This is a genomic window from Clostridium sp. UBA7339 (genome assembly GCF_002470865.1).
GTDB classification, from domain to species: Bacteria; Bacillota; Clostridia; order Clostridiales; family Clostridiaceae; genus Clostridium_J; species Clostridium_J sulfidigenes.
Genome location: NZ_DKPI01000006.1, coordinates 1 through 13,272, shown reverse-complemented (window position 1 = coordinate 13,272; position 13,272 = coordinate 1). Strand labels below are relative to the sequence as shown.

14 protein-coding genes are annotated in these 13,272 nt (G+C 29.5%); 12 read left to right on the top strand and 2 right to left on the bottom strand.

What is annotated here, in order from left to right; all coding sequences use genetic code 11:
• Positions 1-236: 236 nt before the first annotated feature.
• From spo0A to scpB, 10 genes are all read left to right on the top strand, one after another.
• Positions 237-1,070, top strand: a complete 834-nt coding sequence (gene spo0A / locus B2S02_RS03425; RefSeq protein WP_150844952.1) for a sporulation transcription factor Spo0A — start codon at positions 237-239, stop codon at positions 1,068-1,070.
• 182 nt (positions 1,071-1,252) lie between these two features.
• A complete protein-coding gene (locus tag B2S02_RS03420; RefSeq protein WP_346878747.1) occupies positions 1,253-1,771 on the top strand; it encodes an NUDIX hydrolase in 519 nt (172 codons plus the stop codon).
• An 80-nt stretch (positions 1,772-1,851) separates the two neighbouring features.
• Entirely contained in the window at positions 1,852-2,490 is a 639-nt protein-coding gene (gene spoIIM / locus B2S02_RS03415) for a stage II sporulation protein M (RefSeq protein WP_346847962.1), read from the top strand.
• A 4-nt stretch (positions 2,491-2,494) separates the two neighbouring features.
• Complete coding sequence (locus B2S02_RS03410; RefSeq protein WP_346847963.1) at positions 2,495-2,713, top strand: hypothetical protein; 219 nt, start codon at positions 2,495-2,497, stop codon at positions 2,711-2,713.
• A 195-nt stretch (positions 2,714-2,908) separates the two neighbouring features.
• A complete protein-coding gene (locus B2S02_RS03405; RefSeq protein WP_346847964.1) occupies positions 2,909-4,081 on the top strand; it encodes a phosphopentomutase in 1,173 nt (390 codons plus the stop codon).
• 248 nt (positions 4,082-4,329) lie between these two features.
• On the top strand, positions 4,330-5,145 hold the full coding sequence (locus B2S02_RS03400; protein WP_346920305.1) for a purine-nucleoside phosphorylase: 816 nt from the start codon (positions 4,330-4,332) through the stop codon (positions 5,143-5,145).
• A 56-nt stretch (positions 5,146-5,201) separates the two neighbouring features.
• The gene (locus tag B2S02_RS03395) at positions 5,202-6,506 is read left to right on the top strand and encodes a pyrimidine-nucleoside phosphorylase (protein WP_346878749.1); all 1,305 of its coding nucleotides are present in this window, start codon (positions 5,202-5,204) and stop codon (positions 6,504-6,506) included.
• A 205-nt stretch (positions 6,507-6,711) separates the two neighbouring features.
• Positions 6,712-7,908, top strand: a complete 1,197-nt coding sequence (locus B2S02_RS03390; RefSeq protein ID WP_346847966.1) for a D-alanyl-D-alanine carboxypeptidase family protein — start codon at positions 6,712-6,714, stop codon at positions 7,906-7,908.
• Between the two features lie 360 nt (positions 7,909-8,268).
• Positions 8,269-9,015 carry a segregation/condensation protein A gene (locus B2S02_RS03385; protein ID WP_035129401.1) on the top strand — a complete coding sequence of 249 codons (747 nt, stop codon included), beginning with the start codon at positions 8,269-8,271 and terminating at the stop codon, positions 9,013-9,015.
• Positions 9,008-9,742 carry an SMC-Scp complex subunit ScpB gene (gene scpB / locus B2S02_RS03380; RefSeq protein ID WP_346847967.1) on the top strand — a complete coding sequence of 245 codons (735 nt, stop codon included), beginning with the start codon at positions 9,008-9,010 and terminating at the stop codon, positions 9,740-9,742. Before B2S02_RS03385 ends, scpB begins: the two co-directional genes overlap by 8 nt.
• Positions 9,743-9,875: 133 nt before the next feature.
• Here scpB and ytfJ read toward each other — a convergent pair whose 3' ends face one another.
• Both ytfJ and B2S02_RS03370 read right to left on the bottom strand, forming a co-directional pair.
• A complete protein-coding gene (ytfJ, locus tag B2S02_RS03375; protein ID WP_346847968.1) occupies positions 9,876-10,304 on the bottom strand; it encodes a GerW family sporulation protein in 429 nt (142 codons plus the stop codon).
• Positions 10,305-10,886 (bottom strand): DUF2953 domain-containing protein, encoded by a 582-nt coding sequence (locus B2S02_RS03370; RefSeq protein WP_346847969.1) that lies wholly within the window; start codon positions 10,884-10,886, stop codon positions 10,305-10,307. It lies immediately after the preceding gene.
• Between the two features lie 127 nt (positions 10,887-11,013).
• Between B2S02_RS03370 and B2S02_RS03365 the strand changes: the two genes are divergently transcribed.
• Together B2S02_RS03365 and B2S02_RS03360 are read left to right on the top strand one after the other, a co-directional pair.
• Positions 11,014-12,129 carry a D-alanyl-D-alanine carboxypeptidase family protein gene (locus tag B2S02_RS03365; RefSeq protein WP_346847970.1) on the top strand — a complete coding sequence of 372 codons (1,116 nt, stop codon included), beginning with the start codon at positions 11,014-11,016 and terminating at the stop codon, positions 12,127-12,129.
• A gap of 67 nt (positions 12,130-12,196) precedes the next feature.
• The gene (locus B2S02_RS03360; protein WP_346920304.1) at positions 12,197-13,234 is read left to right on the top strand and encodes a sulfide/dihydroorotate dehydrogenase-like FAD/NAD-binding protein; all 1,038 of its coding nucleotides are present in this window, start codon (positions 12,197-12,199) and stop codon (positions 13,232-13,234) included.
• Positions 13,235-13,272: the final 38 nt, after the last annotated feature.

The following is a 13,272-nucleotide window of genomic DNA, read 5'->3' as shown; positions in this document are numbered from 1 at the left end:
ACACTTAAAAAATACAAAAGGCTATATAATAATCATAAATAATTAAATAAAAACAATCTATTTATATAAAATTACAATAGGTTGTTTTTATTTGACTCAAAATGATGTTATAATATAAGAAAAGGTTGAATTTTAAAAAAATTTATTTTTTTTTAGGTAGTAGAAGGAGTTTTATTACTTTTGTCGAAATTATATATCTATGATATGGTAAAAATTACAAAAAGGGGAGTTGTGGAATGGAGCAAAGAAGCATTAATGTGCTAATTGCAGATGATAATAAGGAGTTTTGCAATATTTTAAGTGATTATTTTTTAAGTCAAAAGGACATCAACGTAGTTGGTGTAGCAAAAGATGGAGTAGAGGTTTTAGAACTTATTGAACAAACTAACCCTGATTTAGTAGTTCTAGACATTATAATGCCTCATTTAGATGGATTAGGAGTTCTTGAGAGATTAAATACAATGAATTTAAATCCAATGCCTAGAATAATTATATTATCAGCAGTAGGTCAAGACAAAATAACTCAAAGAGCTATATCTTTAGGAGCTGATTATTATGTAGTTAAGCCTTTTGATATGGACGTATTATCTAATAGAATTAGAGATATGTTTAATAATTCAATTTCAAGTGATACAGTTAGAAAAACACCAGTTACTAATACAACTAGTTCTTCATCATTAATGATGGATGCTAAACCCAAATCAAATAGTGGATCTATGGATTTAGAATCAGAAATTACTAATATTATTCATGAAATTGGTGTACCAGCTCATATTAAAGGGTATATGTATTTAAGAGAAGCCATAACTTTAGTGGTAAATGACATAGAATTATTGTCAGCAGTAACTAAAGAACTATATCCAGCAATAGCTAAGAAATACAATACTACTGCAAGTAGAGTAGAAAGAGCTATAAGACATGCTATAGAAGTTGCATGGGGTAGAGGACAGGTTGATACTATTAATAAGTTATTTGGATACACTATTCATAATGAAAAGGGTAAACCAACAAATTCAGAGTTCATTGCAATGGTAGCAGACAAGCTAAGACTTAAAAATAAAGTATGCTAGAAGTTTAATATTATTAGGTTTATAGTAAAATTTAAGTCGATTAATTATTAAAGCTAAGGCAACAAATTGTTTTTACACCAACAATATATAATTAAAAATTATAGACATCTTTTAATTTGAAAAAATTGAAGGTGTCTATTTTATGTATGATAGGTTATTATATATTGTGAGGAGTGGTGATGATGAAACTTTTTGAGAAAACTATTAGTGAAGAATATAAGTTTAAAGGAACAGTAATAAATTTAAAAGTGCAACAAGTGGAACTTCCTAATGGAAAAGTGGGAAAAAGAGAACTTGTAGAACATCCAGGAGCAGTTGGTATAGTAGCTTATTTGAATTCAGATACTATACTTATTGTGGAACAGTTTAGAAAAGCATTAGATAGAGCAATTTTAGAAATACCAGCTGGAAAAATAGAAAAGGGAGAAGATATTAAACTATGTGGCATTAGAGAATTGGAAGAAGAAACTGGATATAGGGCTAAAAAATTTCAGTTCTTAGGTAAAATAGCTACAGCACCTGGATTTTCAGATGAATATATATATTTATATAAGGCTACTGAGTTATATAAAGGGGAAGTTAATAGAGATGATGATGAATTTATAAATGTAAAATTATATAGTATAGATAAAATTAAAGAAATGGTTAAAAGTGGAGAAGTTATAGACGGAAAGACCATTGCAGCTTTAGCATACTTGTAAAAATTAAACAAAATGGAATATTACCCTTGGGTTAGGCATAAATATAAATTAATTCTTAAATAAACTAAGGGGGAATATGTATGACATTAAGAAGCATAATAGATAGTTTTAATAAACATTTTTATGAAAATATTTGGATGTATTTATTAACAATATTATTTATTGCCACTGGGATGATTCTAGGTCTCTATTGTGTTAAATATATGGGGGATGTGGACAAGAGTACCTTAATTAACTATATAACTGCTTTTGGATCATCATCGACCTTAGATGGATTATCTAATAAAGAAATATTAATGGGTACTTTAAAAAATAATATACCCATTATAATTGGATTTTGGTTCTTGGGATTAACAGTGGTAGGACTTCCAATAATTATTTTGATTAATATTTACAAAGGATTTTCTTTAGGATTTACTTTTAGTTTTTTTATATATGGATTAAAAGAAAAAGGATTACTCTTATCACTTTTAGGTGTTTTACCACAAAACCTTATATATATACCATGTTTAATATTTTTATCAGTACTATCTATTGAATTTTCTATAGGTATAGTAAAAGAAAAATTTACAAAGAAATATTCACCTAATACTGGTTCAGTAAAAAATTATACTATGATGTTTTTAATTGTCACAGGAGTTATGTTCATTGGATTTTTATTTGAGTCTTTTATAACGCCTATACTTATAAATTTTGCACTAAAGGGGTTAGGGGCATAAAAGTATGAAAGATGACATTAAAAAGTTCTTAATTATATACGCAGAGTGCTTTATAATTATATTTGTTATGGGGGGAGTACTGCCTAATATATTAGATTATGTACTGAATTATTTTTATAAACCTGGAATTTATGAAAATAGTATTTTAGTTGGCAATGAACTAATAAAACCTTTAGAAATATTATATAATTATATTCATATATTTAATTCCATATTGAGATAAAGGAATAATATAGATAAATAAATTCAACTAATAAATTGACATATTTCAATAATAATGTACTATTATATTATGTGCCATTGCTAAAAAAGATGGAAGTTTAGCAGTGACACATAATTTATTTTATTTAGTTATATATTTTGAAACAACTGTGGTAAAATATAATATATCAGTGACTAAGAAGAAAGGAAGTATATCATGGATAGAAAAGTAGTTTTAGTTGTGCTTGATAGTGTTGGTATTGGAGAACTTCCAGATGCAGAGCTTTATGGAGATAAAGGTAGTAATACTTTAGGTAATATAGCAAAACATGTTAAAGGTTTTTCTATTCCAAACTTAGAAGCTTTAGGAATTGGTTCCATAGAAGGCGTGGAAAACCTTATTAAGTGCGAAAATCCAGAAGGAATTTATGGAAGATGTAGTGAACTTTCAAAAGGAAAGGATACTATTACAGGACATTGGGAAATGGCAGGAGTAATTTTAGAAACACCTCTTCAAACTTATCCTAATGGTTTTCCAAGAGAAATTATGGATGAATTTGAAGCTAAGATAGGAAGAAAGACTTTAGGAAATGTAGTTGCTTCTGGTACAGCCATCATTGAGGAATTAGGGGAAGAACATATAAGAACTGGATACCCTATAATCTACACTTCTGCAGATAGTGTATTCCAAATTGCAGCTAACGAAGATGTAATACCTTTAGAAGAATTATATAATATGTGCAAAATTGCAAGAGAAATGTTAGTTGGAGATAAGATGGTAGGTAGAGTAATTGCCAGACCATTTAAAGGTATGAAAAAAGGTGAGTTTGTAAGAACAGCTAATAGACATGATTATGCACTAGAGCCTTTTAATAAGACTGCTCTTGAGTATGTCAGTGAAGCTGGCTTACCTATGGCAGCTGTAGGTAAGATTAAAGATATATTTACAGGAAAAGGTGTTACAGAATCAGTATCTATAAAGGACAATATGGATGGGGTTGATAAAACTTTACAAATGATGAAGTCTCATTCTAATGGATTCATATTTACAAACTTAGTAGATTTTGATATGAAATTTGGACATAGAAATGATGTAGAAGGATATGCTAAGGCTTTAGAAGAATTTGATGATAGATTACCAGAAATTAAAGAAGCTTTAGGAGATAATGATGTATTAATCATTACTGCAGATCATGGATGTGATCCAACTACAGAAGGTACAGATCATTCCAGAGAATATGTGCCTGTACTTGTATATGGAAGAAATCTTAAGGAAGATATAAATCTTGGAACTAGAAATGGATTCTGCGATATAGGTAAAACTGTATTAGATTTACTTGATATTGAAAATGATTTAGTAGGAAAAAGCTTCAAAGATTTAATTGTATAGCTAGTAATCTAGGTTTAAAAGAGTTTTAGATAGTATAAAAATATAAAGACAATAAGAATAATAAAAATTTTAATACACAAATTACAATATATAAATTCCTTAAAGGTAATAATATATTGTAATTTGTTGTTAATATTATTTATTTAACTAACTAGTCAAACAAATAACATTAAGATAAATTAATAAGCTGATAATATAGAGTATAACTAAATAAAATTATATAACTGTGAAGAAGAGGAGAAATTATAATGGATATTAAATTAATTAATGAGAGTGTAGAATACATAAAGGCTAAGTTAAGCTTCCAACCAGAAATAGGTATTATCTTAGGCTCTGGTCTTGGTGATATGGCTGACAAGGTTGAAGATAGGGTGGTAGTAAAGTATTCAGAAGTACCTAATCTTCCGGTATCTACAGTACAAGGTCATGCAGGACAATTTGTATGCGGAACTTTAGAAGGTAAAAAGGTTATCATGATGCAAGGTAGATTTCATTATTACGAAGGCCATCCTATGAGCGTATTAGCACTTCCAATCCATATCATGAAATATTTGGGTGTTAAGTCCTTGATAGTAACTAATGCTTGTGGTGGTGTTAATACTAGCTTTGTACCAGGTGATTTAATGATGATTACAGATCATATAAACTTTGCAGGTACAAATCCACTTATAGGTAAAAATGAACAAGAAATAGGAGCAAGATTCCCAGATATGTCTACAGCTTATGATAGAGAATATTTAAAACTAGCAAAAGAAGTTGGAGCATCTCTTAATATAGAATTGAAAGAAGGAGTTTATATGATGTTTACAGGTCCAGTATATGAAACTCCAGCAGAGGTAAGAATGGCAAGAATACTAGGTGCTGATGCAGTTGGAATGTCAACAGTTCCTGAAGTTATTGCAGCTAATCATTGTGGTCTTAGAATACTAGGAATTTCATGCATAACTAACATGGCAGCTGGAATCTTAGACCAGCCATTAAATCATGAAGAAGTAATAGAAACTTCTGCTAAAGTAAAATCAAAATTTGTTTCTTTAGTGAAAGGAATAGTTAGAGAATTATAATAGTGGACCATTTACAAACAAAATTAAATATAAAGGTATAGAGCGGGGTGTGATTTATGAGAATGTATGATTTGATTCTAAAAAAGAGAAATGGTGGAGAGCTTTCTACAGAGGAAATAAATTATTTTGTAGAGAGCTATACAAAGGGAGAAATTCCAGATTATCAAGTATCAGCTCTTTTGATGGCTATATATTTTCAAAAGATGAATAAGAGAGAAACTTCAGACTTAACAATGGCAATGGTACATTCTGGAGATATGTTAGATTTAAGTGAAATTCAAGGCGTTAAGGTAGATAAGCACAGTACAGGTGGAGTAGGAGATACTACGACTTTAGTGCTTACACCTATGGTAGCAGCATTGGGGATACCAGTAGCTAAGATGTCAGGGAGAGGCCTAGGGCATACTGGAGGAACCATAGATAAGTTAGAAGCTTTCAAAGGTTTTTCAGTGGAGATGCCAACAGAAAAATTCATTAATAATGTTAACACTATTAAAATTGCTGTGGGAGGACAGACTGGAGACTTAGCACCAGCTGATAAGAAGTTATATGCCTTAAGAGATGTTACAGCAACCGTTGATAATGTTTCTTTAATTGCATCTAGCATTATGAGCAAAAAAATAGCTTCAGGAGCTGATGCTATAGTTTTAGATGTTAAGGTTGGAGATGGAGCTTTCATGAAAAACACAGAATCTGCTAAGGAATTGGCTACAGAAATGGTTTCTATAGGAAAACATATTGGGCGTAATACTATGGCAGTAATTTCTGATATGGACCAACCATTAGGTTTAGCTATAGGTAATGCTTTAGAAGTAGAAGAAGCCATAAATACATTAAAGGGAAATGGTCCCGAGGACTTATTACAACTTTCTTTAGTTTTAGGAAGTCGTATGGTAATGTTAGCAGGAAAAGCAAGTACTGCTGAGGAAGCTGAAGCTATGTTAAAAGAGACTATAACTTCAGGAGCAGCTATAGAAAAACTTAAAGAATTTGTTAAAGCTCAAGGTGGAGATATAGACTGTATCGATAATACAAATTTATTACCTAAAGCTAAGTATGTAGTACCGGTAATTGCAGAAAATAGTGGAGTGGTTAAAAAAATCCATGCTGAAAACTTAGGAATAGTTGCAATGGAACTTGGAGCAGGAAGGGCCACTAAAGAAAGTAAAATAGATTTAGCAGTGGGAATAGTTTTAAATAAAAAACGTGGTGATAAAGTAGAAAAGGGTGACACCATAGCATATATTCATAGTAATAATGAAAGCCTTATTGAAAAAGCTAATGAGGGTATCTTAAAAAACTATGAAATAGTTGAAGGCTATAAAAATGATATACCACTAATCCATGAAGTAATTAGTTAGTATATATTAAAATAAAATGAAGCTATATAANNTTATATAGCTTCATTTTATTTTTAAAGTAATATATGCACCTTGAGGATATAAATTCTATATTAGGGAACTCTAAATAGGAAGAAACTTTAGAAAATAAAATTTCTAAATTTCTAGGATAATTTTTAAGATTGAGGTAAAAATAACCTCATAATAATTGTTTTGGAGGTCGGTTATGAAAAAGAATAAATTTGTTTTAACTTTATTATTATCCGTACTACTTTCATTGCAGGCTATAATCCTTCCAACAGCCTTTGCTGATGATGAAATAAAAAATGAGCCTGCAGATAATGTAATAGGGTTTGAGCCACAGGCAAAATCTGTAATACTATTAGAGCCTAATTCAGGTAAAGTTATTTATGAAAAAAACTCAGATGAACAGTTTGCACCTGCTTCGGTTACTAAGATAATGACTATGCTACTTGCTATGGAAGCCTTAGATGATGGAAGAATAACTCTTCAAGATAAAATAGTTTGTAGTGAAAAGGTTAAATCTATGGGCGGTAGTAGTATGATATTGGACACTGGAGAAGTAAGAACTGTGGAAGAAATTCTAAAAGGTATAGCTATAGCATCAGGAAATGATGCAGCAGTGGCAATGGCAGAATTCTTAGAAGGCAGTGAAGAAGCTTTTGCAGTAAAAATGAATGAAAGAGCTAAAGAACTTGGAATGACTAATACTCACTTTGAAAATGCTACAGGTCTTAGTGCTTCAGGACATTTAAGTACTGCTAGAGATATTTCCATAATGTCTAGAGAGCTTTTAAAACACCCAATCATATTAAAATATTCATCTATATATATGGAAACTATATCAGAAGGTAGAAAAACACCAATTGAATTAGTTAATCATAATAAGTTGGTGAGATTTTACAAAGGGTGTGATGGACTAAAAACAGGATTTACACAAGAAGCTATGTATTGCATATCTGCTACATCAACTAGAGACAATGTAAGGATGCTTGCAGTAATAATGGGAGCGCCTACATATAAACAAAGAAATGCAGATGCAAGTAAGCTTATGGATTTTGGATTTTCTAAATACCAAAGTAAAACTATAGTAGCTAAAGATGTAGACGTGCAACAAATCCCATTAAATAAAAAAGGTGATTCTTTCTTTATAGCAAAAGCAAAAGATGATTTAAAAGTAACCATAGAAAAAGGCACTGAGGAAGAATTAACAAAGAAAGTAAATATTAATCCTGAACTGAAAAAAATAAATGCTGGTGATGTTGTTGGATATTGTGAAGTTTATAATGGAGATGAATTACTAGGAAAAGTAGAATTATATAGTGATAGGGAAGTAAAACAATCTCAGTTCTTTAAAAATGTTAAAGATATATTTTCAAATATATTTGATCATTCAATATAAGTATATTTAATCTTTTAATATACTTATATTGAATAAAAAATAAATGTTTGTAAAAAGTATATATAAAGGTTAATTTAAAATTCAGTTTAATGCTATAGTTATCAGTTACAATATACAACCCCAAATGTATAATGCTGATATAAAAAATCACTCTAAAATTTTTAGGGTGATTTTTTATTTTTAAATGAACTACAGTAATTTTTGATTCCAAAATAATAATTGTCATAATTGAAAGATATGGTTTTTACTATTGTAAATTTAACTAAATTTAGAGTATAATTTAAAATGAGTGTTTTCATGCTAAAATATATATTGAAGTTTTTAGTATGCAGATAAATTTGTTGTAAGGAAGGTGAAACCATGGCATTAACAATTAAAACTTCAAACTTTGAGGGGCCCTTTGACCTTTTATTACACTTAATAAAAAAGAACCAAATGGATATATATAATATAAGTATTTTAGATATAACAAATCAATATATAGGATATCTAAATGAAATGAAGGAATTGGATTTAGATATTGCATCAGAGTTTATTGTTATGGCTACTACATTAATTGAATTAAAATCTAAGGTATTACTTCCTAAAAATAAGGAACCAGAGATTGAAGAGGTTGATGATACACAAGAGCTTATAGATAAATTAGTTCAATATAAAAAATTTAAAAATATAGCTGAATTTCTGGGCAAGAGACAAATGAATACAGGCATTATATTTACTAAAAGGCCTGAAATAATTGAAGATACCAGAGAAAAAAAGCAAGATGCCAAAGAGCTACTTAAGGGCATAACCATGATGGATTTATATAATATGTATATTGAACTTATGGAAATATATAAAAATAAGATGAATGAAACCTTCAACATAGAAGACAGAGTACAGGTTGAGTTATTTAAAATAGAAGATAAGATGGATTACTTAAAAGACGTATTAGTGCATAGTAAAAATACTACCTTCACTAGTATAATAAAGGAGAGCAAAAGTAAAACGGAAATCATTGTAACCTTCTTAGCCTTGTTAGAGTTAATAAAGCTTAAGGATGTACGAGTAGTTCAACATGGTAACTTTGGTGAAATATATTTAGAAGGAGTGATGGGGGATGAATGAACATACTAATTTAAATCATGAAGATGTAGAAGTTAATGATAAAATTTTAAGTAGAGTAAATAAAGAAGATGGAAGCATAGATATTGATCCTAGAAATAAAATAGAAGAGGTTCTTCAAGAATCAGAACATCAGTTAAATTATCTTATAGATGAATCTAAATATGAAAGATATTTTTCTATAATAGAGTCTTTATTATATGTAACTGGAGACCCATTGGAAGTAGACACTATAGCAAGTATTTTAGAATGTTCAGTAGAATTTGCTACAGAACTTTTAAAGGTTTTAGAAAAGGTATATGAAAGAGATGAGTCTAGGGGGATAAAACTAATATGTATCAATAAGGCTTATCAGCTTGGTACAAAACCTATAAATAGTGATTATCTTCAAATGCTGTTAAAGACAAATATTAGACAATCCTTATCTAGGGCTGCTCTTGAAACCCTATCTATAATTGCTTATAAACAACCAATAACCAGAATAGAAATTGAAGACATAAGAGGAGTTAAAAGTGATAGAGCTATTAGTACTTTAGTAGAAAAAGGACTTATAAAGGAATCAGGAAAGAAAAGTGTTATAGGAAGACCAAATCTTTATGCTACTACTGACGAATTCTTAAAGCATTTTGATTTTACATCTTTAGGAGAGTTACCATCTTTAGATAATTTTATTGAAGATGAAGAGCTAGTAGAATTAGAGGAAAAGGATATTGAAGAAAAGAAGTTCTAATAATATTATGGCTATATTTAAAATAAAATCTAAATCTTAAATAAATATTGAGGATGTACTTATAGTATTAAAATACACCTCAATATTATAAAAAGATTAATGAATTATTTTAAGATAGCCTTTTTTCTTAGAGTTAATCACAAGGGTCGCATGGGTTATAGACTTCAGAATAATTATCACCATTGACTTTATCTTTGTTAAATAGCCCAGAAATCATATCAATGGCTTGAGGCATTGCATCCATTATCTTATCGTATGGATTATACTCAGTCACGGAAAGAAATCTTATGGTATTTTTGTGTACTACTAAGAACCCCACTGGTTTTAAGGAGATTCCAGCACCAGATCCACCAGCAAAGGGATGCCTGTTAGAGGAATCTAAGTTAGTATCCTTAAATTCACTTCCACCTGAGGCAAAACCAAAGGATACCTTTGAAATTGGAATGATTGTGGTACCATCAGGTGCACTTACAGGATTACCGATAACTGTATCCACATCAATCATATTTTTAATATTTTCCATAGTCGACTTCATTAAATTTTCTATTGGATGACCGTCCATCTAAAATTCCTCCTTTAAATTCACTTTATCAAAGGAAGAAGTTTTTCGTACTTTGATAAGGTGATAAAAAATTACAATAACCATGTATATAATTTTTGCTATATTTATAAAAATTATACTAGTACTTTCAAATTTAAAGAAATTTTTATTATATTTAATATTGATAGTAGGAGTAAAATTTTTAACTTTAAAAAATAGATTTAAAATTGTTGAAATAAATGCTGTAATTTGATATAAAAAGCCGTAAGTAATAGCGTTTATAGCAGCATCTTCTATAGAGTAATCCACTCTAAATTTAGTGCGTATAGTAAATTTAAATTTAGAATTAACAAAGAGTTCTATTATTCCTTTCAAATCTTTAAATTTTAATTTTGAAATTTTTTCTTCGTTAGGAGTTTTTACATAATCACTCCATTTGTTTTCATTTTTAGCCCTATTTTTTTTAGTTTTTGATGGAATTATTACTTTATTATATATTTTTAAGGTAAAAATTTCATTAGCATATATAAGTGTTATTTTTATTGGAATAGGAAATAATAAGACCAGTGTAACTATGGCTAAAATCCATAAAAAACATTTCATTAGTATACTAAACCTCCATAGTTTTATATCTGCAATTCTATCCAACTATGATTTATATATTCATGGTAAATAAAAAAATAAAACTATTTGAGAATAAGTCACAAATTTAAGTTGGGAGTGTAAAAGGATGAAAAGAAGAGTATGTTGTTTCCTATTAATATTTTTATTTATTATAGTGAGTATTCCTATGAAAAACGTAGATGCAGCTCCAATAAGAGTAGATGCAGTATCTGCCATAGCTATAGATTCAGCTACTGGAACTATTTTATTTGATCAAAATGCCCATAAAGTTATACCTATGGCAAGTACAACAAAGATAATAACTGCTCTGGTTACTTTACAGTATGGAGATATAGATAGAGTTGTGGAAATATCTAAAAATGCAGCATCTATAAGAGGCTCTAAAGTAGGATATAAGGCTGGAGATAAGGTAACCATAAGAGAACTTTTATATGGTCTTATGCTCAAGTCAGGTAACGACTGTGCCATTGCTATTGCTGAAGGAACTAGTGGGACTGTAGAAAAGTTCTGTGAAGTCATGAATGAATTTGCAGTATCAATAGGTTTGTTAGATAGTCATTTTGAATCACCTCATGGTCTAGATAGTAACTCCCATTACTCTTCAGCCTATGATTTAGCTATAGCAACTAAAAAAGCTAAGGAGATTGAAGAATTTAATAAAATTGTGTCTACTAAATTAATCTCGGGAGAAGAAGGAATAGAATTTACAAAACAATTTAATAATATAAATAAACTTTTATATTCAGAGCCTAATTGTACTGGAGTTAAGACTGGATATACAGGACAGGCTGGAAAATGTCTTGTTAGTTCCTTTAAACTAGATAAAAATGAAATAATTGTAGTAACATTAAATTGTGTTCCAAGATGGAAAGAAAGTCAGAGAATTTATGAATATGTAAAAGATAATTATGAATATAAAAAAGTTATAGAAGCTGGTGAAGTTATAGGAGATATAAAAGTTAAAGGAAAAGACAAGGGAATACCATTAGTTGCTGAAGAAGATTTAATTTTTCCTGTTAGAAATGAAGAAAAAATAGTCAAAGATATTGTTCTACCTAATTATGAGTTAACTACACCAATTAGAACTACAGATGATATAGGAATGCTTACCATAACCAATGAATTAAACTCTAAATACGCAATAACCCTTCATCTCAAAGAAGATATTGAAAAAATTGGAATATGGGATTACATTAAATACATGATTAATAAAGATGAATAGAATAAATAATATAAACCAAGGTAAAAACCTTGGTTTTTTTCATGGAAATAGTAGCAAATAACTTATTGTGAAATATTCTGATAATATAGTAATTTTGGAGGCACAGGTAATGGGCTATGAACCATATAACTGTATAGATTGTGGAAGTGAATACTGTCCATGTCATTTAGCTGAGTCAGGAAATTGCATTCTTTGTTCTCACTTAGATGGCAAAGACTTTTGTGATTGCGTAAATTGGAATGGAGTATGTATATATCAGGAATTTATGCAAAACAATTTTAAGGCAAAGGAAGGAAGGAAACATCAAAGATTTCAAATTATAGATAAAGAACTAATAAATGAAAAGCTTATGATATTAAAGATTAAAGTTACTCAAAAACTAGCTAGCGAATTAGTTGGTCCTGGTTCCTTTGTATTTATTAGAAAAGAGGATTGTGAACAAGCCTTTGATACCCCAATTTGTGTAATGGATAGTGATACGGGAAATGATGTTATTACCTTGGCTATTGAATTAAAGGGACTTAAAACAAAGATACTTAAAGATGTAAATATCAATGAATATGTTTTAATTAAAGGTCCTTTTTGGAATGGAATTTTAGGACTTAATTCAGTGAATACCATTAAAAGAAATCATTGTGTTTTAGTATGTAGAGGTATAGGTCAAGCACCTATGGTACCTGTTATGGAGAAATTATACAATAATGAAAATACAATTACAGTAATTATTGATGAAGGAACTTTAGATACAATATTTATAGAAAAGGAATTGAAAAAATTTGCTACAAAAATAATTAAAACCAATACACTGCTTATGGGTGGAATTCTTGATTGTAAGTGTAGAAAGATTTTAGAAGGAATTTTAACTAAGGGTAATGTTGCTTTAGTGCATTGTGACAGTGCAGATGTGCTTAGTCATCAAATCATGAAAATAGTAGAAGCTTATGATAAGAATATTGAATTTTCTTGTTCCAATAATGCAAAAATGTGTTGTGGGGAAGGGGTTTGTGGTTGCTGTACAATTATGAATGATGATGAAAAATTGAGAAGACTGTGTAAGATGCAAACCAGTCCTAAATATATATTTGAAGGGAGAAGATTGTATTGAAGATAGTTATAATAGGGGGAGGCTGGTCTGGTTGTGCA

Excerpts from the sequence above, each read along its gene's own strand:
- spo0A (WP_150844952.1), top strand. The coding sequence starts at position 237 with ATGGAGCAAAGAAGCATTAATGTGCTAATTGCAGATGATAATAAGGAG.
- B2S02_RS03420 (WP_346878747.1), top strand. The coding sequence starts at position 1,253 with ATGAAACTTTTTGAGAAAACTATTAGTGAAGAATATAAGTTTAAAGGA.
- spoIIM (WP_346847962.1), top strand. The coding sequence starts at position 1,852 with ATGACATTAAGAAGCATAATAGATAGTTTTAATAAACATTTTTATGAA.
- B2S02_RS03410 (WP_346847963.1), top strand. The coding sequence starts at position 2,495 with ATGAAAGATGACATTAAAAAGTTCTTAATTATATACGCAGAGTGCTTT.
- B2S02_RS03405 (WP_346847964.1), top strand. The coding sequence starts at position 2,909 with ATGGATAGAAAAGTAGTTTTAGTTGTGCTTGATAGTGTTGGTATTGGA.
- B2S02_RS03400 (WP_346920305.1), top strand. The coding sequence starts at position 4,330 with ATGGATATTAAATTAATTAATGAGAGTGTAGAATACATAAAGGCTAAG.
- B2S02_RS03395 (WP_346878749.1), top strand. The coding sequence starts at position 5,202 with ATGAGAATGTATGATTTGATTCTAAAAAAGAGAAATGGTGGAGAGCTT.
- B2S02_RS03390 (WP_346847966.1), top strand. The coding sequence starts at position 6,712 with ATGAAAAAGAATAAATTTGTTTTAACTTTATTATTATCCGTACTACTT.
- B2S02_RS03385 (WP_035129401.1), top strand. The coding sequence starts at position 8,269 with ATGGCATTAACAATTAAAACTTCAAACTTTGAGGGGCCCTTTGACCTT.
- scpB (WP_346847967.1), top strand. The coding sequence starts at position 9,008 with ATGAATGAACATACTAATTTAAATCATGAAGATGTAGAAGTTAATGAT.
- ytfJ (WP_346847968.1), bottom strand. The coding sequence starts at position 10,304 with ATGGACGGTCATCCAATAGAAAATTTAATGAAGTCGACTATGGAAAAT.
- B2S02_RS03370 (WP_346847969.1), bottom strand. The coding sequence starts at position 10,886 with ATGAAATGTTTTTTATGGATTTTAGCCATAGTTACACTGGTCTTATTA.
- B2S02_RS03365 (WP_346847970.1), top strand. The coding sequence starts at position 11,014 with ATGAAAAGAAGAGTATGTTGTTTCCTATTAATATTTTTATTTATTATA.